The following is a 16,433-nucleotide window of genomic DNA, read 5'->3' as shown; positions in this document are numbered from 1 at the left end:
GATCTCATGTTGCCGCGATTTCCGGGATGGCTCCGCCCTCCCGAAACTCGCGGCAACGGTGCGCCCCCAAAAGCAAAGGAACGGCCGGAGCCGTTCCTTTGCTTTTGGGGAGGGGAAAATGGGGGGATAAAACAAAACAAAAAAACGATACCCGCGACAGGCCGCAGGCCTGGAGCAAGGGAAAGTCTTTGGAAAGGGGGTCCAGGGGGAAGAACCTTTCTTCAGAAAGGTTTTCCCCCTGGTCGCCGAAGGCCAGCAGCTACGCTTCGTCTTTCCCCTGTTCCTGGCAGACCTTGTCAGCGAGCATATCCCGCACCCGGCAGACTCCGCAGCGTTCCGAGGAGGTGGGGGATCCGCAGCATTCACAGGGGCGCAGCGTTGCGCCGAATTCCTTATCTATGGAAGCGAACGCGGGCTTGGCGTTTTTGAGAAACTTGTCATAAAAACCGAATTTTTGTCCGGGGCTTCGGTGCTCCAGGTCAGCCCAGAGCAATTTATGCCCGGTGAAGCTGGCACCGGAGGAAAAGGGGCAGGGGTCGGAATGGATTTCAATCCCTTTGAGAAAGGCATAGTTGGCGGTTTCAAACTCACTGAGCCGGAATAACGGCTTGACTTTTCGGGCGAACCCTTCGGTTTCCGGGAGCATGGGACCCTGATCCGAAAGATAGGCCGTATCCCACCGCAGGGTATTGGCAAAAAGGCGGGCCACCTCGTCATCGAGGTTATGCCCGGTAGCCAGGACGTTGAATCCTTCGTCACGGGCAACTTTATTGAAGTAATGCCGCTTGACCTTACCGCAAACAGAGCAGACCGGACGTTTGATATATTTTTTTACCAGGGGCATGGGCAACCCCTCGGCCTCCATTTCCACCACGCGCAAGGGGAACCCGTGTTTTTCGCAAAAGGCCTCCACCTTGGCCCGGGCCGCACGGGACGATTCCCCGATGCCCAGATCAATATGCAGCCCCGTAACGTCGTATTCCATACGTCCTAATTCCAGCATCAGGGCGAGGGAGTCCTTTCCGCCGGAAAGGGCCACCAGGATGCGATCCTGCCGCGTAAAGAGTTTTTGCCGCCGGATGGCGGTTTCCACTTGTCGGCGGAAAAAAAGCAAAAAACAGGGTTCGCAGAAGGCGGCGTTGTGGCTGGGCAGCCCTACCACGGCTTGTTCGCGGCAGCGTTTGCACTTCATATGACGACTCCTTGCGGGATGTGGCTCAGCCCGCGGAAATGACTTTTTTTACAATGATGCGGTCACCGTGATGGAGCCTGCGGTCCGCAGTGAGCAGTTGCCCCTCGCGGATGATCAAAGCCTGGGTGGACCGCAATTGCAAGCGGTTGAGCAGCTGCAACACGGTGTTGAGTTTTCCGAACTCAAGGATTTCGTTTTCGGGCTGGACTTCCACGGTGATCATGTCCACTCCTTGCCGTCCCGGTGAGCCGTGGGCGGCGTGCCGGGTTATAATATTGATATGCCGTCAGACCGGGTTTGGGGCAACTCTCAACAGAATTCCCCTGTGGGACGGGGGGATGTGGCACGGCGGTCTGCCGGCGTCAAGCCGAGAATTTCGTGAAACGAAACGCGAAATCGAGTCTCACCGTATTGCCCCCTCATTCGTATTCCGGTAGTAGCCAAAGTAGGGAGTTAATCGCACGGAGGTCCCATGGCAAGGCCCAAAATTCTCGTCGTGGACGACGAAACGCATATCCGCATGCTTTACCAAGAAGAATTGGAGACCGAGGGGTACGCGGTCGCCACTTCGGACGGCAGCGAGGATATTTTGGAAGTCCTCGGGCGCACGTCGCCGGATATCGTGGTCCTGGACATCAAACTCGGTCAGCAGCGTTCCGGCCTGGATCTGCTGCAGGAAATCCGAAGCAAGGAGCAAACCCTGCCCGTTATCCTCAGTACGGCGTACGACAGCTTTCAGCACGACCTCAAGTCCATTGCCGCGGATTATTATGTAGTCAAATCCGTGGATCTGACCGAGCTGAAGGACAAGGTCCGTTCCGCGCTGGAAAAGGCCGACGCGGTCTGACCGGATCCTTGCGAAAAAAATGTGCGAGGGAGTCGCAAGCCGGCTCACGGCAAAAGCCGTGATCGTCATGCTGTTGCGTCATGTTTCGGGCGCCTGACAACCACGTAACAGCGGGCGGTACGGGCTGATCTGCGGCTTAAGGCCCATGAACGCCTTTTCTGTTTCCGAAAACCGCCCGTGCAGGCTCCTCCTTTTTCCTTGCCCCGGGGGGAGGTTCATGCTAGCGCCAAAGCGCATATGATGGATTCTTCCCTGACGCAATACGCCCTACAGATCGTCATCATCGCCCTGCCGCTGCTGCTGGCCCTCACGTTCCACGAAGTGGCGCACGGCATGGTGGCCTACCGCCTGGGCGACCCCACGGCAAAACTGCACGGACGCCTGACGCTCAACCCGCTCAAGCATCTGGACCCCCTCGGAACCCTGATCTTTTTCATCGCCAGGGTGGGATGGGCCAAGCCCGTCCCCGTGAATCCGGGCTATTTTAAAAATCCACGCAAAGGCATGCTCCTGGTGGCCCTGGCCGGACCGCTCGCCAACTTCGCCCTGGCCCTGGGTTTTGCCGCCCTGTTCCATATCTTCGCATCCATCGACGTACCCGGCCGGGAAAGCCTGCTTTTCAAAGTGCTGTATCCCACAGTGCTGATCTGCCAGGCCGGGGTATTCGTGAATCTGATCCTCGGCATTTTCAACCTGCTGCCCATTCCACCCCTGGATGGCAGCAACATTCTGGCAGGCATCCTGCCCCGTGCCGTGGCCGCCAAATATATGTCGCTCGCACGCTACGGCGTGTTTCTGATACTCGGCCTGGTGGTTCTCGGCCACCTGTTCAATGTTTCCATTCTTGGCAGTGTGCTGCTGCCCCCCGTGACCGCCGCAGGCAAGCTCCTGGGCGTCCCGCTGTACTGAGTTTCACCTCCAACCCCGCAAAAGCCATGACCAACACAAGAAAACGCATTGTTTCGGGAATGCGGCCCACCGGACCGCTGCATTTGGGCCATTACTTCGGCGTGCTCGTCAACTGGGTCAAGCTCCAGGAGGAGTTCGACTGCTTTTTCTTCGTGGCGGACTGGCATGCCCTCACCAGCGAATACGCAGACCCGTCCCGCATCAAGGACTTTGTGCCCGGACTCGTCATGGACTGGGTTGCCGCCGGTCTGGACGAAAACAAGTGTGTGATTTATCAGCAGTCCGCCGTAAAGGAAATCGCGGAGCTGCACCTGCTACTCTCCATGAGCACGCCCCTGGGCTGGCTGGAACGCTGCCCCACCTACAAGGAGCAAAAGCAGCAAATTTCCCAAAAAGATTTGAACACTTACGGATTCCTGGGCTATCCCGTGCTCATGAGTTCGGACATCCTCATGTACCGCCCCGAGGCTGTACCCGTCGGGCAGGACCAATTGCCGCACCTGGAGCTGTGCCGCGAGATCGCCCGCCGCTTCAACCACATCGCGGGCCAGGACTTCCTGACCGAACCCAAGGATCTGCTCACCCCGGACGCCAAGCTCCCGGGCCTGGACGGACGCAAGATGAGCAAAAGCTACGGCAACTCCATCGGCCTGGGCGAATCCATGGAAACCATCCGCCCCAAGGTCATGGGCATGCTCACGGATGAAAACCGCAAGCGCAAGGCTGATCCCGGCGACCCGGCCATCTGCAATCTCTTCCCTTACCACAAGCTCATGACCGACGCGGAGACCTGCGCGGAAATCGAAGCGGGCTGTCGCGACGCCTCTTGGGGTTGTGTGGATTGTAAGAAAAAGCTCGTGGAATCCATGGACGGCTTTCTCACGCCCCTGCACGACCGCCGCCGCCAAATTGAAAATGATCCGGAACGGCTGCGGGCCATCATTGAAAGCGGCAACGCCAAAGCGCGTGAAGCCGCGGTCAAGACCATGGAACAAGTGCGCGAGCTGATCCATTTCAATTTCTAGAAACGAATGATTCCGGGGGGTTCTTTGCGTAAAGAGACCCCCTTTTTTTCATCCACAGGCCGTGTTAGGCTCGTTTCTTTCAAACAACGCCAAAAAACCAAGGAGCCAGCATGGCCAAGGCAAAGCAAGGCGACAAAGTCAAAGTCCACTACACCGGCACGCTTGAGGACGGATCGCAGTTCGATTCCTCCGAGGGCCGCGAACCTCTGGAGTTCGTGCTCGGGCAAGGCATGGTCATCGAGGGCTTTGAAAAGGCCGTGACCGGCATGGAGCCGGGCGAATCCACCTCCGTGGCCATCCCCCCGGCAGAAGCTTACGGCGACCGCAACGAAGACCTCATCTTCCGCGTGGACCGCTCCCAGATGCCGCCGGACCTCAGCCCCGAAGAGGGCATGGTTCTGGAAGTGCAGACCGAACACGGCCCGGCCCAACTGACTGTCGTGGAACTCGAGGAAGAAGTGGTCACCCTGGACGGTAACCCGCCCCTGGCTGGCAAGACCCTGAACTTCGAGCTGAGCCTCGTGGAAATCGGCTGACACGCCGTGCCGGCATGACCCGAAAAACACAACAGCTGCCTCAGCGCAGCCAGTGAAAAACCGCCCCGCCTGCCCCATACCGGCAGTCGGGGCGGTTGTGCGTTTGTCCATTCAGATACGGAGACTCCCCCATGCAAGACACCGACTGCCCCCATGTTTCCTCCCGCTGCAACGAAATGACTTCCTTCCTGGTCATGGACATCCTGGAAGCCGCCCAACGCCTGGAGCGCCAGGGGAAAAACATTATTCACATGGAGATCGGCGAACCCGATTTCGATACGCCCGAATGCGTCAAGGAAGCGGCTTGCCGCGCCCTGGCGGACAACAAGACCCACTACACCCATTCGCTGGGCATCCCGGAATTGCGCGAGGCCGTCTGCGAACACTACCTGGACCAGTATGGCGTGGAGGTGCATCCCGACCAGATCATCGTGACCCAGGGAACCTCCCCGGCCATGTTCGTGCTTTTTTCCAGCCTGCTGGAACGCGGCGACAAGGTCGTGGTCTCGGACCCCTGTTACGCCTGCTATTCCAACTTTATCCGCTTCCCCGGCGGAGAGCCGCTCCCGGTGCGCGTGCGTGAGGACGACGCTTTCCAATACCGGCCCGAGGCCATTGCCCATTGCCTGGAGCAACACCCCAAGGCCATCATGCTCAATTCCCCGTCCAACCCAACAGGAACACTGCTTTCCGCCGAACGCATGCGCGCCATCGCGGAAATGGGCCGCGGGGACGGTCCCTGGTTGGTATCCGATGAGATCTATCACGGACTGGTCTATGAAGGCCGCGAACACTCCATCCTGGAATTCACGGACAAGGCCTTTGTGTTCAACGGCTTTTCCAAGCTCTACGCCATGACCGGCTGGCGGCTGGGATATCTCATTGCGCCCAAGGCGTTTATCCGGCCCATGCAGAAGCTGTGTCAAAATTTCTTCATCTCGGCCAATGCCCCGGCCCAATGGGGCGGGGTGGCGGCCCTGCGCGAAGCCGGGCAGGACGTGCAGGAAATGAAGGCCCGCTATGACCGGCGCCGAAAATACATGCTCCAGCGACTGCGCGGCATGGGCCTGCGCATTGACAACGAACCCACCGGCGCTTTCTATATCCTGGTGGACTTCAACCACTTGTCCGGCGATTCACTGGCACTGGCCTACGATATGCTCGAAAAGGCGCACATCGGCGTAACCCCAGGCATCGACTTCGGACCTGGTGCCGAAGGCTACCTGCGGTTCTCCTACGCCACCAGCCTGGAAAACATCACCGAAGGCATGGACCGCCTGGAACGCTATCTGGCAGAGCATCAAAAATAACACGCCCAAAAAAAAGGGAAGATTCGCGGTCAGGCCGTGAATCTTCCCTTTTCCACCGGATGAAGTCTCTTTGTTGTCCAACAGAAAAAACCCCGGCCACCATTCCGTCAAGGTCGGGTGGGATTATCCCGCACGGTCTGAATGGCGTTACCCAGCTCCCAAAGAACGTCCTCGTCTGCCAGACGGTTGGAAATCTGGATCGTTTCCCGCTGCCGGTACTGAGGCGGCAGTCGATTCAAGGTCAACGCAAAGATATCCTGAATATCCAGGGAAGTGGGTACATAACCGGGGTACTCGGCAAGCGCATGGGGAAGCAACTCCACCACCCGCGCTTCGTTGGAATTCCTGATGTCATCCAACCTGGCCTTTTGCAACAACGTCTTCAAATCCGACACACTCGGCTCCTTTGGCCGTTGAAGTCATCCGCCACGGCCCCTTTCTGGAGAACATGCCTATATCCCGGCGGATTGGCGGTCCTTGGCCCGGTACACCCTGAGAACAACGGACTCCCGGTACTCAGCGGATCCGGGTACCGGCTCCAAACCAAAACACGCCCACCCGGTCAGCATACCCCAATGCGTGACCAAGGAAAAGCGTGACCCGTGGCTGGTGCCTGCACTACGCAACGCCGAGAGGGATACGCGGCCGTTGAAAACGTGAAGACCGCAGACCGTTCAAAAAGGGGGCGAGTGCCGGGCGCGAAACCACAGCAAGGCGACGCCTACGCCCTGTACGCGACGATTCGAGACCTTTGGCACACCGCAGCAATCACGCGTTGTTCAACAGCCTGCTAAACCTGCATGTTCACGCCGCCGAACAACTGCAGCCCGGCTTCGGCGTTCATCATGCCGCCCCCGGAAAACCAGCCCATGTTGCCGTTTTCCTCGGCCCACCAGGACATGGCCTGAGCCTGCATCTGCTGACGAAACTGCGTAGGGGAGAGTGTTTTCTCCGCAGCACCGCTCAACTTGGAAAGACTCACGATCTTGGCGAAGGCCTCGCGCATTTCCGGCGTTTCTTCAAAATAACGGTCAATAATTTCCTTGTCCGGGTGCTCCGGGTCCACCGTGACCTTGTCCGTGGCCGCGTCATAGCTGAGGGTGAAATCCCGCTCCGTATCCACCCCCAGAGCGCCCAGCTCCTCTTTGGCGATGGACTCGAACTCCTCGCGCAGCTTGTCGCGGTAGTCCATCACATCCTGAAAGGACAGCTTGGAACCGCTTTTCGGCACGCCTTCCAGGATCTTGTCGATCTGCTCGCGAAGTTCCCGGGTGTTCAGACTCGCCACATCGCGGCCGGAACCACTTTTCGTCCCGTTCAGGCCGAAGCCGGTGTTGTAAACCCCGTAGCCGGTATTGGAATTGATGGTCAATGCGCACATAGTTTCACTCCTGATTGGTGCCGAAGCACAACGATCAGGAAAACTTATGCACCCACCGTGCCAACAATGTCGTGAAAAGACGGCGACGTCGGCAAGCCACGAACGCCGGAGATTCATGCGCGGGAAAAACTACAGGTCAATGTCCCCACAGCATGAAAAACCGCCACAGAGACGGCCTCGCGTCAAAAAACCATCACGCATCGTCGTCCTCAATGCGCACCTCCACACCTGGGCAGGCACCGCCGCACCCATCGGGACAATCCCTGGCCGGGCAGCCATCCACCGGGCAGACCAGAATCTTGGTGGCAAGTCCATGCCCGATGGTCAGGTTGGCTCCGCGCACACGCAGACGGCAAGGGCCGCCCGGGGCGGACATCACTTCCAGCTCGGTTCCGGGCGTCAGCCCCAGGGCGTACAGCCGGGAACGCGCCCCCCGGCACTGGGCCAGATCCTTGACACGCACCTTCGTACCCTGCGGGAACCGGCACAACGGTTGACTTTTCATGTTGACTTCAGACATAGGTTGCCCCCTTCCTCATTGAGAACGAAAGTCAATACCCCCTTGTTCCCCCACCGTCAAGGAAGACAATGCCCCTGGACAAGATCGCACTTCCCGGGCAAAACCAGCCCACACCAAGTCCACTTTTTGGTTGACAATGATTTTCAATGTCAATATCAAAACGCTGCAACGACACGTTACCTTTGAGGAGAAGATAATGTCCCAAACCATTGGATTGCGAAAACTCAACGTCGACCAGTCCGCCGTCATCCATAGCGTCCGCGCCCAGGGGGATCTGGGCAGGCGCATCCGTGAGATGGGCCTGATTCCCGGCACCCAGGTCGTGGTCACGGGCCGCGCCCCCCTGCGTGACCCCGTGGCACTGCGGCTCAACGGCTTTACCCTGACCCTGCGCAACAACGAGGCCGACCACATCATCGTGGAGGTGCCGGACCATGGCTGATACCTTTACCATGGCCCTCACGGGCAACCCCAACTCCGGCAAGACCACCAGCTTCAACGCCCTGACAGGCTCCCGACAGCATGTGGGCAACTATCCCGGCGTGACCGTGGACTGCAAAGAGGGCTTTTTCCGGCACGAGGGCCGCTCCATCCGCGTGGTGGACCTGCCCGGCACCTACTCGCTCACCGCGTACACGGCCGAAGAAATTTCCGCCCGCGACTTTTTGCTCGGCCAGCGTCCCGACGCCGTGGTGGACGTGCTCGACGCCAACACCCTGGAGCGCAGCCTGTACCTGGCCGTACAACTGCTGGAAATGGGCGCGCCCCTGGTGCTCTCCCTGAACATGATGGACGAGGTGCGCAAAAAGGACATGCAGATCAACACGGCGCTGCTGTCCGAACTCATCGGCTGCCCGGTCATCGAAACCGTGGCCCGCACCGGCGAGGGCCGCGACGCCATGATCAACGCGGCGCTATCCCAGGCAGACGACCAGCGCGAATGGAAGCCCCTGCGGATTTCCTACAGCGCGGACATGGACGAAGCCTTGCTGGAAATGGAGGATTTGATCAATGCGGCCGGATTCCTCACGGACCGTTTCCCGGCACGCTGGTTGGCGCTGAAATATCTGGAAGGCGACGAGCAAATCCGCGTGGAGGGACGCAAGGCCGGAGAGCTTTCCAACTCCCTCGAAGCCATTGCGGATCGAGTGGAACAGCATTGCCGCAAGACGCTGAATACCGACCCCGAGGCCGTGATCGCGGACTACCGCTACGGGTTCATCGCCTCGCTGATGAAAAAAGGCGTTGTGCGACGCGGAACGTCCCAGACCCGCATCGAAATTTCCGACAAGGTGGACCGCGTGGTCACCAGCGCCCTGTTCGGCCCGGCCCTGATGCTTTTCGTGCTCTATGCCATGTTCCAGATCACCTTCACCCTGGGCGAGGTTCCCATGGGCTGGGTGGAGACCATGTTCGGCTGGCTCAGCTCAACCGCCTCGACCCTGCTGCCCGACGGACTGCTCAAATCCCTGGTGGTTTCCGGCATCATTGACGGGGTGGGCGGGGTGCTCGGCTTTGTACCGCTCATCGTGATCATGTTCCTGATGCTCTCCTTCCTGGAGGATCTGGGATACATGGCACGCATGGCCTACATGCTGGACCGCGTCTTCAAGGCCTTTGGTCTGCACGGCTGCTCAGTCATGCCCTTCATCATCTCCGGCGGCATCCCCGGCGGCTGCGCGGTTCCCGGCGTTATGGCCGCGCGCACCCTGCGCAGTCCCAAAGAACGGTTGGCCACCATTCTCACGGCCCCGTTCATGGTCTGCGGGGCCAAGGTTCCCGTTTTCATCCTGCTGGTGGCGGCCTTCTTCCCCCAATCCGCAGGAAACGCCATGTTCTGGATCACCCTGGTGGGCTGGGCCGCAGCCCTGCTCGTGGCGAAACTCCTTCGCTCCACCGTGCTCCAGGGCGAACCGACACCTTTCCTCATGGAACTGCCGCCTTACCGCATGCCCACCCTGCGCGGCGTGCTGCTGCACACCTGGGAACGCGCCTGGCAATACATCAAAAAGGCCGGTACCGTCATCCTGGGCATTTCCGTCCTGTTCTGGGCGGCCATGACCTTCCCGGCCCTTCCCGAGCATGACGCGGCCCAATTCGACGCCCAGCGGACCGAAATCCAGGGGCAACTGGACCAGGCCACAACGCCCGAACGGATTGCAGCCCTGGAAGCCCAGCTCGCAGAAGTGGACAACGTCCAAGGCGAGGCGGCCCTGAAATATTCGGTGGCCGGACGCGTCGGCTCGGCCCTGGAAGGGCTGACCAGGCTTGCGGGATTTGACTGGCGCGTGAACATCGCCCTCATCGGCGGCATCGCGGCCAAGGAGGTCATCGTCTCCACCATGGGCACGGCCTATTCCCTCGGAGAGGTGGACCCCGATGACGCGGCTCCGCTCTCGGAGCGCTTGGCCAGGGATCCGGCCTTTACCACGGCCACGGCGGTTTCGTTGATCATCTTCATTCTGCTCTACGCCCCCTGCTTCGTGACCGTGGTGGCCATGGCCAAAGAGGCTTCCTGGGGCTGGGCCGCCTTTGCCGTCACCTTCAACACGGTTCTGGCCTTTATCCTGGCCAGCGCCGCGTACCAGATCCTCTCCGGATTGAGCTGACCATCCCACACCTGAGACAACAGCCTCTCCACCCCGGTTTTCCCGGCGGTGGGGGGGCTTTTTTTTCCTGGAATCTCCATTTTTTCAGGACGTGCTTGCATTCTCGCAGACGAGGGAATATCTTGCGCGGATGGATCGCTTTACCGCTGATTTGCACATCCATTCCCGGTTTTCGCGCGCCACAAGCAAGAACCTGAATATCCGAGGTCTTGCGGCCTGGGCGCGGGTCAAGGGGCTGGATGTTCTCGGTACCGGGGACTTCACCCATCCCGAATGGGTCGCCGAAATGCAGGAACAGCTCCGGGAAGACGGACGCGGCCTGTATGTACTCAAACATCCCGAGGGCATCGGCGAACAAGTGCCCGGCCTGGAACAGGATCCCGGCGGCGTAACCCGGTTCATGCTTCAGACGGAAATCAGCTCCATCTACAAGCGCGGCGGCCAGGTACGCAAAATCCACAACCTGGTCTACATGCCCAGTCTGGAAGCGGTGCTGCGCTTTAACGAACGACTCGCCCAGGTGGGCAACCTCGCTTCGGACGGCCGTCCCATCCTGGGGCTGGACTCCCGCGACCTGTTGGAAATGGTGCTGGAAGCCGATCCCATGGCCTTTCTCGTACCCGCCCACATCTGGACGCCCTGGTTCGCCCTGTTCGGCTCCAAGTCCGGCTTCAACACCGTGGAAGAGTGCTACGGCGACCTGAGCCGACACATCTTTGCCATGGAGACCGGCCTCTCCTCGGACCCGGAAATGAACTGGACCTGGAGCGCGCTGGACCGCTACCGCATGATCTCCAATTCCGACGCCCACTCCGGCGAAAAGCTGGGCCGCGAGTGCAACGTCTTTCAAGGCGAAATCTCCTATGAAGGCATTTACCGCGCCCTGCGCGGAGAAGGCCTGGGACACAAATTTCTCGGCACCGTGGAGTTCTTCCCGGAAGAGGGCAAATACCACATGGACGGCCACCGCAAGTGCGGCGTGGTCATGGACCCGCAGGAAACCGCCATGCGCGGCGGAATCTGCCCCGTGTGCGGCAAGCCCGTGACCCGCGGGGTGCTGGCACGCATCGCGGATCTGGCCGACCGGAACGAACCGCAACGCCCCAAGGGGCAGCCCGGTTTCGTTTCCCTGGTGCCGCTCAAGGAGCTGCTCAGCGAAGTCGTGGGCGTGGGACCGAACTCCAAAAAGGTCCACAAGCGCTACCTGGAACTCATGCGCGCCTTTGGCTCGGAATTGTCCGTGCTGCGCCGGACCCCGCTGGAAGATCTACGCCGCATGGACCCGCTCCTGGCCGAAGGTGTCGGCCGCATGCGTGAGGGCCAGGTCATGCGCAAACCCGGCTTTGACGGTGAATACGGCGTGATCTCCGTATTCACCCCCCAGGAACGGGACCGCATTAAAAACGGCCTGTTCCTTCCGGCCTCGCCCGATGCCGACCAGGAGCACCCGGCTCCCGCCGAGCCGGCACCGGTGGACACGACCCAGGCCACGCCCATGGCCGTGCGCGTTGCGGACGAAGCCAAACGCATTCATTATAACACGGCCCAGCGCAAAGCCATCAACGCCGGTCCCGGTCCTGTGCTCGTGGTGGCCGGACCCGGTACAGGCAAAACGCAAACCCTTATGGGACGCATCACCCGCCTGCTCGAAGCCGGGCAGCCGCCCCGACGCATTCTGGTGCTCACCTTCACCCGCCGGGCCGCCGTGGAACTGCGTGAACGCCTCCAGCACACCCTGGGCCTGGACGAAGACGCCCCCCTGCCCCAGGCCGGAACCCTGCATGCCATGGCCTTTGAATACTGGCGGCATGCCTATGGTGAAGAACCCGTTGTCATTGACGAAAATGCGGCCAAAAGCATCTTTGCGGAAGTGAACCCGGAACTGACGGGCCGCGACCTGGATCAGGCCTGGAAGCGGTACAACCTGGCCAGGGAAACCCTGGACGCTCCGGATCCCGACCTTGCCGACCCCGTGGCCCGCTACACCCAGCAAAAAGCCTCCTGGAATTTGGCCGACTACACGGACCTGCTCGATTTTTTGCTGGAACAAACTCAGGGCGAAGCCTTTGAACGCATCCACCACCATGTACTGGTGGATGAGGTTCAGGATCTCTCCCCCCTGCAGATTAAACTGGTGACCTCGCTCTGCCACAAGGACGGCACCGGCTTTTTCGCCATCGGCGACCCCTGCCAGTCCATCTACGGCTTTCGCGGTGCCGCCGGCAACGCCGAGGAACTGCTCCGCCAACGCTGGTCCAAAATCAAAACCATCACCCTCAAGGACAACTACCGCTCCGGCCAACGCATCCTGGATGCGGCCCACAGCCTGTTTCCGGATCAGCCACGTCTGCGGGCACACCAGGACGTGGACACGGCCCTGCACATTTTTCATGCGCCGGACGGCCGCCGCGAGGCCGCCTGGATCAGCGACCGCGTCAAACGGCTCATGGGCGCCACAAGCCACAGCCTCACCGACTCCGGCGCACAAGGGCGCTACGCCCCGGGCGACATCGCCGTGCTGGTGCGCTTCCGCGGGCTGATCCCGGTCATCGAAAACGCGCTCAAGCGGTACGGCATTCCCTGCGCCACCCCGGAGACCTCGGCCTTCTGGCATGAACCACGCGTGGCCGACATCCTCTGTGCGGCAGGCCGCATTCTCGGCCTGTCCTGCAACAATGGCGCGGAAGCGGACAATTGCCTGGAATTTCCTGAACGCGCCCTGGCCGGCGGACCCGACGCCTTACGCGCCCACCTGGAGCAAACCAACGGATATGATGAGTTTTTCTGGAAAAGCAAACCCTACCGCCAGTTGCAGCAGGCCTATGAACGACGTGGCGGCTGGGCCGGGCTGATCAACTGGGTCCATCTGCAAAGCGACCTGGAAACCGTGCGGCTTTCCGCGGAAAAGGTGCAGGTCATGACGCTGCACGCCTCCAAAGGACTTGAATTCGAAGTGGTTTTCCTACCCGCCCTGGAGGAGGGAATTCTCCCCTTTGCCGGAACCGACATGCTCACGGGCAAGGCCGAGGCCAAAAGCTCCTTTGTCTCGGACACGGCCGAAGAAAAACGACTGCTCTACGTAGGCATGACCCGCGCCCGGCGGGAATTGTATCTTAGCCACGCCAAACAACGACAGCTTTTCGGACGGTCCCTCAAACCAAGCATGTCCCGCTTTCTCAAGCCCATTCCCGAAGACTTGCTGACCCACTCGGTCCTCACGGCGCGAAAGGTGCGCAAGGAACGCCAAATCAGTCTGCTTGACTGACCGGCCCTCCCTATGCAACCCCACGCGTTCCAACGGTTCGCCGTCAAAATAGACTCCGGTCGCCGAGCAACATAGCAATGCCCCATGTTCCCATGCAGCAAGACCACATTTCTTTCCGCCACTACCGGGAAAGCAAAAAACGATACACATGCCGCTCCCATGCGGAACAAAGTCGCCGGGCCGGGCCACATCGGATCCCGAAACGGCGCAACCTGCAAAACAGATGCAGGGGATTGAGCGCATGTTGCAGACGGTCGCGCAGACTGTTCATGCCGTGCCTCCTCGGATCCCTCGTTCAGGAACCTTCAACCACAAAATGCATACGCCATGCCCAAGAATCATAATCACGAAAATCAAGCCGCCTGCACCAACGGCGGGAAACCTTTTCCCTTCCGAATCGCCGCGCCGAGCTGGCTGCATCCCGGCCCGGTGTCGGAAAACTGCGCCTGGATCGCGGACAACCTGGCCCATACCGTGGACGAGGTGGCACTCATGTTTCTGGAAACCGAATCCTGCCTAGCCTACAGCCGGGAAGAGCTGCTGCCGCCCTGGCTCCAGGCGCCGTCCCTGCCTGCGGACGAGCTGCCGGAAACCGGTTCAGCCTTTACGGACGATGAACTGGCGGCGCTCACAGCCGCCGAAGCTGACGAGGACTCCGTCCCCAAGCCGGACCTTTCCTTTCACGTGCACCTTCCCCTGGACCTGCCCTGGGACCAGGGATTCAATACGGCGTGGCGCAAAATCGAAGCCTTGATCCAAAAAGCCGAACCCATGCATCCGCGTCGCTATGTGCTGCATCCGCCGCCGCAAGGCGTCTCCCTGCGCATGCTCGCGGGCCAGTTTGCGGCCGCCGGAGTCAAACCCCGGCGCGTGCTCCTGGAAAACATCCAGGGCTGCGACCTTTCGGAAATCTGGCCCGAAGTTTTGGACAGCGGGTTCGGTGCCTGCGTGGATCTGGGACACATCCTGCTCTACAGCCAGTTCCCCATGCTTGCTCTGCCCGGCCTGGGCGAACGCGTGGACATGCTGCATCTGAGCGCGCCGGACCCGTTCCGACCCGGTCGGCACCTGCCCCTCTCCCACCTGGACGACAACGGCCGCCTGCTGTTGCGCTCCATGCTCGACGCCCTGACCCCGGGGGCCACCGTTGTCCTGGAGGTCTTTGACGCGGACGGATTCCAGGAGTCCCTGGAAACCCTGTGGGAGCTGGTTCCGCCGAAGGATTCCCGGTCATGATCAGCCTGGTGCTGGGCGGCAATAAATCCGGCAAATCCGCCTTTGCTCTGGACCTGCTGGAGAACTCCCCGGCACCGGCGCTTTTCATGCCCACGGGCAAAGCCATGGACCTGGCTTTTCGCCAGCAAATCCTGAAACACAAGCGGGAACGCGGAGTCGCGCTCCCCGTGGCGGAATCCGGCCCCGACTTGCCACATGCCCTGCGAACCTTTACACAGGGGTATGGCTCGGTGCTGGTGGACAGCCTTGACTTCTGGCTCTTTTCCTGTAACCCGGATGATTCGGAGGATTGGGAAACCGATCCCTTCGTGGAACTGCTGCGGGACTGGGACGGACCCGATCTTATCCTGGTGTCCTGCGAAATCGGTCTCGGCCCCCTACCCGCCGGCAGGGAGGCCCGCTTTTTTGTCCGGCGGCTGGGCGCTCTGAACCAGGCGATCGCCCGCATCGCAACCCAGGTCTACCTGGTCAGCGCGGGGTTGCCCCTGACGCTGAAAAAAGGATGATATGGCCCTCTTTCGACAGCTCGACGAACAAATGGAACGGATGCTCTCCCTGTTCAACAAGGACGAGCGCTGGCTCATCGTCATCAATGCGGACCCGGATGCCCTGGGGTCGGCCATGGCCCTGCGACGGATCATGACCCGCAAGGTGCAGGACGTGGCCATCGGCCAGATCAACGAGGTCAAACGGCCCGACAACCTGGCCATGATCCGCTACCTCCGCATCCCCACACGCAAGATCATTCCCAACCTGGCCGCCCAGTACGACCGCTTCGCCCTGGTGGATTCCCAGCCCCACCACCATCCCACATTCGAGGAATACGAATTCAGCCTGGTCATCGACCACCACCCCATCGTCAAGGAAAATCCCACCGAGGCACCCTACGTGGACATCCGGCCCAAATACGGAGCCACCTGCACCATGCTCACGGAGTACCTCTACAACCTCAAGATCCGGCCCGCCAAGCTCCTGGCCAGCGCCCTGATGTACGGCATCAAAACCGACACCAGCGACTGGGAACGGGATTTCATCGACGCGGACGTGGCCGCCTTCAAATATCTCTCCAAATTTTCGGACCGCTCGCTCATCAACCGCATTGCGCGCAGTGAATTCCACCTGGACTGGCTGCGGTTCTTTTCCCGCGCCTTCTACAACCTGCGGCGCGTGGGCACGGGCGGCCTCTTCGCCCACATGGGCAAGGTGGAAAACGCCGACATCCTGGTCATCGTGGCCGACTTCTTCACCCGTGTGCATGGCGCGGCCTGGGTGGTCATCTCCGGCGTGGCCGACGACCACCTCGTGGGTATTTTCCGTGGGGACGGCATCCGCCGCGACATGGGAAAATTCGCCAACCAGCTCATGGGAGACCGAGGCTCCGCCGGAGGACACAAAGGCGCGGCCCGGGGAGAAGTTCCCCTGGAAGCCCTGAACAACGAAGATCCCGAACTCTACATGCTCAAGAAACTGGGCCAGGGAAAACGCAAGATGTTCAAGCGGCTCTGATCCGCCGCTGTTCAAGCCCTATTTCCCGCCCTGTTCGAACGCATGGCCGCCCGGACCGGGTTTCGGCGCGCCCGGACGCCTTGCCCCTTGCCACCCC

The 16,433-nt window shown here is 60.6% G+C and carries 17 protein-coding genes; 11 read left to right on the top strand and 6 right to left on the bottom strand.

Features of this window, described 5'->3' with window-relative positions; genetic code table 11:
* Positions 1-259: 259 nt before the first annotated feature.
* Complete coding sequence (locus tag B5D49_RS10585; protein WP_078717668.1) at positions 260-1,192, bottom strand: PP-loop family protein; 933 nt, start codon at positions 1,190-1,192, stop codon at positions 260-262.
* A gap of 25 nt (positions 1,193-1,217) precedes the next feature.
* Positions 1,218-1,415: a hypothetical protein gene (locus B5D49_RS10580; RefSeq protein WP_078717667.1), complete on the bottom strand. Its 198-nt coding sequence runs from the start codon at positions 1,413-1,415 to the stop codon at positions 1,218-1,220.
* A 249-nt stretch (positions 1,416-1,664) separates the two neighbouring features.
* Here B5D49_RS10580 and B5D49_RS10575 point away from each other — a divergent pair, with 249 nt between their 5' ends.
* The 5 genes from B5D49_RS10575 (at position 1,665) to B5D49_RS10555 (ending at position 5,819) form a co-directional block, all read left to right on the top strand.
* Positions 1,665-2,039, top strand: a complete 375-nt coding sequence (locus B5D49_RS10575) for a response regulator (RefSeq protein WP_078717666.1) — start codon at positions 1,665-1,667, stop codon at positions 2,037-2,039.
* Between the two features lie 237 nt (positions 2,040-2,276).
* Entirely contained in the window at positions 2,277-2,948 is a 672-nt protein-coding gene (locus tag B5D49_RS10570; protein ID WP_078717665.1) for a site-2 protease family protein, read from the top strand.
* Positions 2,949-2,974: 26 nt separating this feature from the next.
* Positions 2,975-3,973, top strand: coding sequence for a tryptophan--tRNA ligase (trpS, locus tag B5D49_RS10565; RefSeq protein WP_078717664.1), 999 nt, complete (start codon positions 2,975-2,977; stop codon positions 3,971-3,973).
* Positions 3,974-4,083: 110 nt separating this feature from the next.
* Positions 4,084-4,509, top strand: coding sequence for an FKBP-type peptidyl-prolyl cis-trans isomerase (locus B5D49_RS10560; protein WP_078717663.1), 426 nt, complete (start codon positions 4,084-4,086; stop codon positions 4,507-4,509).
* A gap of 131 nt (positions 4,510-4,640) precedes the next feature.
* Positions 4,641-5,819, top strand: coding sequence for a pyridoxal phosphate-dependent aminotransferase (locus B5D49_RS10555; protein WP_078717662.1), 1,179 nt, complete (start codon positions 4,641-4,643; stop codon positions 5,817-5,819).
* Positions 5,820-5,926: 107 nt separating this feature from the next.
* Here the strand turns inward: B5D49_RS10555 and B5D49_RS10550 are convergent, their stop codons facing one another.
* The 3 genes from B5D49_RS10550 to B5D49_RS10540 form a co-directional block, all read right to left on the bottom strand.
* Positions 5,927-6,214 carry a late competence development ComFB family protein gene (locus B5D49_RS10550; protein ID WP_078717661.1) on the bottom strand — a complete coding sequence of 96 codons (288 nt, stop codon included), beginning with the start codon at positions 6,212-6,214 and terminating at the stop codon, positions 5,927-5,929.
* A 395-nt stretch (positions 6,215-6,609) separates the two neighbouring features.
* The gene (locus B5D49_RS10545) at positions 6,610-7,200 is read right to left on the bottom strand and encodes a hypothetical protein (protein WP_078717660.1); all 591 of its coding nucleotides are present in this window, start codon (positions 7,198-7,200) and stop codon (positions 6,610-6,612) included.
* A gap of 193 nt (positions 7,201-7,393) precedes the next feature.
* A complete protein-coding gene (locus B5D49_RS10540) occupies positions 7,394-7,720 on the bottom strand; it encodes a FeoA family protein (protein WP_234990697.1) in 327 nt (108 codons plus the stop codon).
* 196 nt (positions 7,721-7,916) lie between these two features.
* Here B5D49_RS10540 and B5D49_RS10535 point away from each other — a divergent pair, with 196 nt between their 5' ends.
* The 3 genes from B5D49_RS10535 (at position 7,917) to B5D49_RS10525 (ending at position 13,594) form a co-directional block, all read left to right on the top strand.
* Positions 7,917-8,162, top strand: coding sequence for a FeoA family protein (locus B5D49_RS10535; protein WP_078717659.1), 246 nt, complete (start codon positions 7,917-7,919; stop codon positions 8,160-8,162).
* Entirely contained in the window at positions 8,155-10,329 is a 2,175-nt protein-coding gene (gene feoB / locus B5D49_RS10530; protein ID WP_078717658.1) for a ferrous iron transport protein B, read from the top strand. Before B5D49_RS10535 ends, feoB begins: the two co-directional genes overlap by 8 nt.
* Positions 10,330-10,459: 130 nt before the next feature.
* Complete coding sequence (locus tag B5D49_RS10525; protein ID WP_078717657.1) at positions 10,460-13,594, top strand: UvrD-helicase domain-containing protein; 3,135 nt, start codon at positions 10,460-10,462, stop codon at positions 13,592-13,594.
* A gap of 121 nt (positions 13,595-13,715) precedes the next feature.
* Here B5D49_RS10525 and B5D49_RS14965 read toward each other — a convergent pair whose 3' ends face one another.
* Positions 13,716-13,865: a hypothetical protein gene (locus tag B5D49_RS14965; protein ID WP_200806795.1), complete on the bottom strand. Its 150-nt coding sequence runs from the start codon at positions 13,863-13,865 to the stop codon at positions 13,716-13,718.
* A gap of 56 nt (positions 13,866-13,921) precedes the next feature.
* Here B5D49_RS14965 and cbiR point away from each other — a divergent pair, with 56 nt between their 5' ends.
* From cbiR to B5D49_RS10510, 3 genes are read left to right on the top strand one after another with little or no spacing between them, the layout of a single operon-like run.
* On the top strand, positions 13,922-14,830 hold the full coding sequence (gene cbiR / locus B5D49_RS10520) for a cobamide remodeling phosphodiesterase CbiR (protein WP_078717656.1): 909 nt from the start codon (positions 13,922-13,924) through the stop codon (positions 14,828-14,830).
* Positions 14,827-15,336 carry a bifunctional adenosylcobinamide kinase/adenosylcobinamide-phosphate guanylyltransferase gene (locus B5D49_RS10515; protein ID WP_078717655.1) on the top strand — a complete coding sequence of 170 codons (510 nt, stop codon included), beginning with the start codon at positions 14,827-14,829 and terminating at the stop codon, positions 15,334-15,336. The genes cbiR and B5D49_RS10515 overlap by 4 nt, the downstream gene beginning before the upstream one ends.
* A 1-nt stretch (position 15,337) precedes the next feature.
* Complete coding sequence (locus B5D49_RS10510; RefSeq protein WP_078717654.1) at positions 15,338-16,336, top strand: DHH family phosphoesterase; 999 nt, start codon at positions 15,338-15,340, stop codon at positions 16,334-16,336.
* Positions 16,337-16,433: the final 97 nt, after the last annotated feature.

It is taken from the genome of Paucidesulfovibrio gracilis DSM 16080 (assembly GCF_900167125.1).
GTDB classification, from domain to species: domain Bacteria; phylum Desulfobacterota; class Desulfovibrionia; order Desulfovibrionales; family Desulfovibrionaceae; genus Paucidesulfovibrio; species Paucidesulfovibrio gracilis.
The sequence above is the reverse complement of the archived record's forward strand: the minus strand, read 5'-3'. Positions and strand labels throughout refer to the sequence as shown.

What these genes read in the sequence shown, in the direction of transcription:
- B5D49_RS10585 (WP_078717668.1), bottom strand. Translation starts at nt 1,192, where the DNA reads ATGAAGTGCAAACGCTGCCGCGAACAAGCCGTGGTAGGGCTGCCCAGC.
- B5D49_RS10580 (WP_078717667.1), bottom strand. Translation starts at nt 1,415, where the DNA reads ATGATCACCGTGGAAGTCCAGCCCGAAAACGAAATCCTTGAGTTCGGA.
- B5D49_RS10575 (WP_078717666.1), top strand. Translation starts at nt 1,665, where the DNA reads ATGGCAAGGCCCAAAATTCTCGTCGTGGACGACGAAACGCATATCCGC.
- B5D49_RS10570 (WP_078717665.1), top strand. Translation starts at nt 2,277, where the DNA reads ATGATGGATTCTTCCCTGACGCAATACGCCCTACAGATCGTCATCATC.
- trpS (WP_078717664.1), top strand. Translation starts at nt 2,975, where the DNA reads ATGACCAACACAAGAAAACGCATTGTTTCGGGAATGCGGCCCACCGGA.
- B5D49_RS10560 (WP_078717663.1), top strand. Translation starts at nt 4,084, where the DNA reads ATGGCCAAGGCAAAGCAAGGCGACAAAGTCAAAGTCCACTACACCGGC.
- B5D49_RS10555 (WP_078717662.1), top strand. Translation starts at nt 4,641, where the DNA reads ATGCAAGACACCGACTGCCCCCATGTTTCCTCCCGCTGCAACGAAATG.
- B5D49_RS10545 (WP_078717660.1), bottom strand. Translation starts at nt 7,200, where the DNA reads ATGTGCGCATTGACCATCAATTCCAATACCGGCTACGGGGTTTACAAC.
- B5D49_RS10540 (WP_234990697.1), bottom strand. Translation starts at nt 7,720, where the DNA reads ATGTCTGAAGTCAACATGAAAAGTCAACCGTTGTGCCGGTTCCCGCAG.
- B5D49_RS10535 (WP_078717659.1), top strand. Translation starts at nt 7,917, where the DNA reads ATGTCCCAAACCATTGGATTGCGAAAACTCAACGTCGACCAGTCCGCC.
- feoB (WP_078717658.1), top strand. Translation starts at nt 8,155, where the DNA reads ATGGCTGATACCTTTACCATGGCCCTCACGGGCAACCCCAACTCCGGC.
- B5D49_RS10525 (WP_078717657.1), top strand. Translation starts at nt 10,460, where the DNA reads ATGGATCGCTTTACCGCTGATTTGCACATCCATTCCCGGTTTTCGCGC.
- B5D49_RS14965 (WP_200806795.1), bottom strand. Translation starts at nt 13,865, where the DNA reads ATGAACAGTCTGCGCGACCGTCTGCAACATGCGCTCAATCCCCTGCAT.
- cbiR (WP_078717656.1), top strand. Translation starts at nt 13,922, where the DNA reads ATGCCCAAGAATCATAATCACGAAAATCAAGCCGCCTGCACCAACGGC.
- B5D49_RS10515 (WP_078717655.1), top strand. Translation starts at nt 14,827, where the DNA reads ATGATCAGCCTGGTGCTGGGCGGCAATAAATCCGGCAAATCCGCCTTT.
- B5D49_RS10510 (WP_078717654.1), top strand. Translation starts at nt 15,338, where the DNA reads ATGGCCCTCTTTCGACAGCTCGACGAACAAATGGAACGGATGCTCTCC.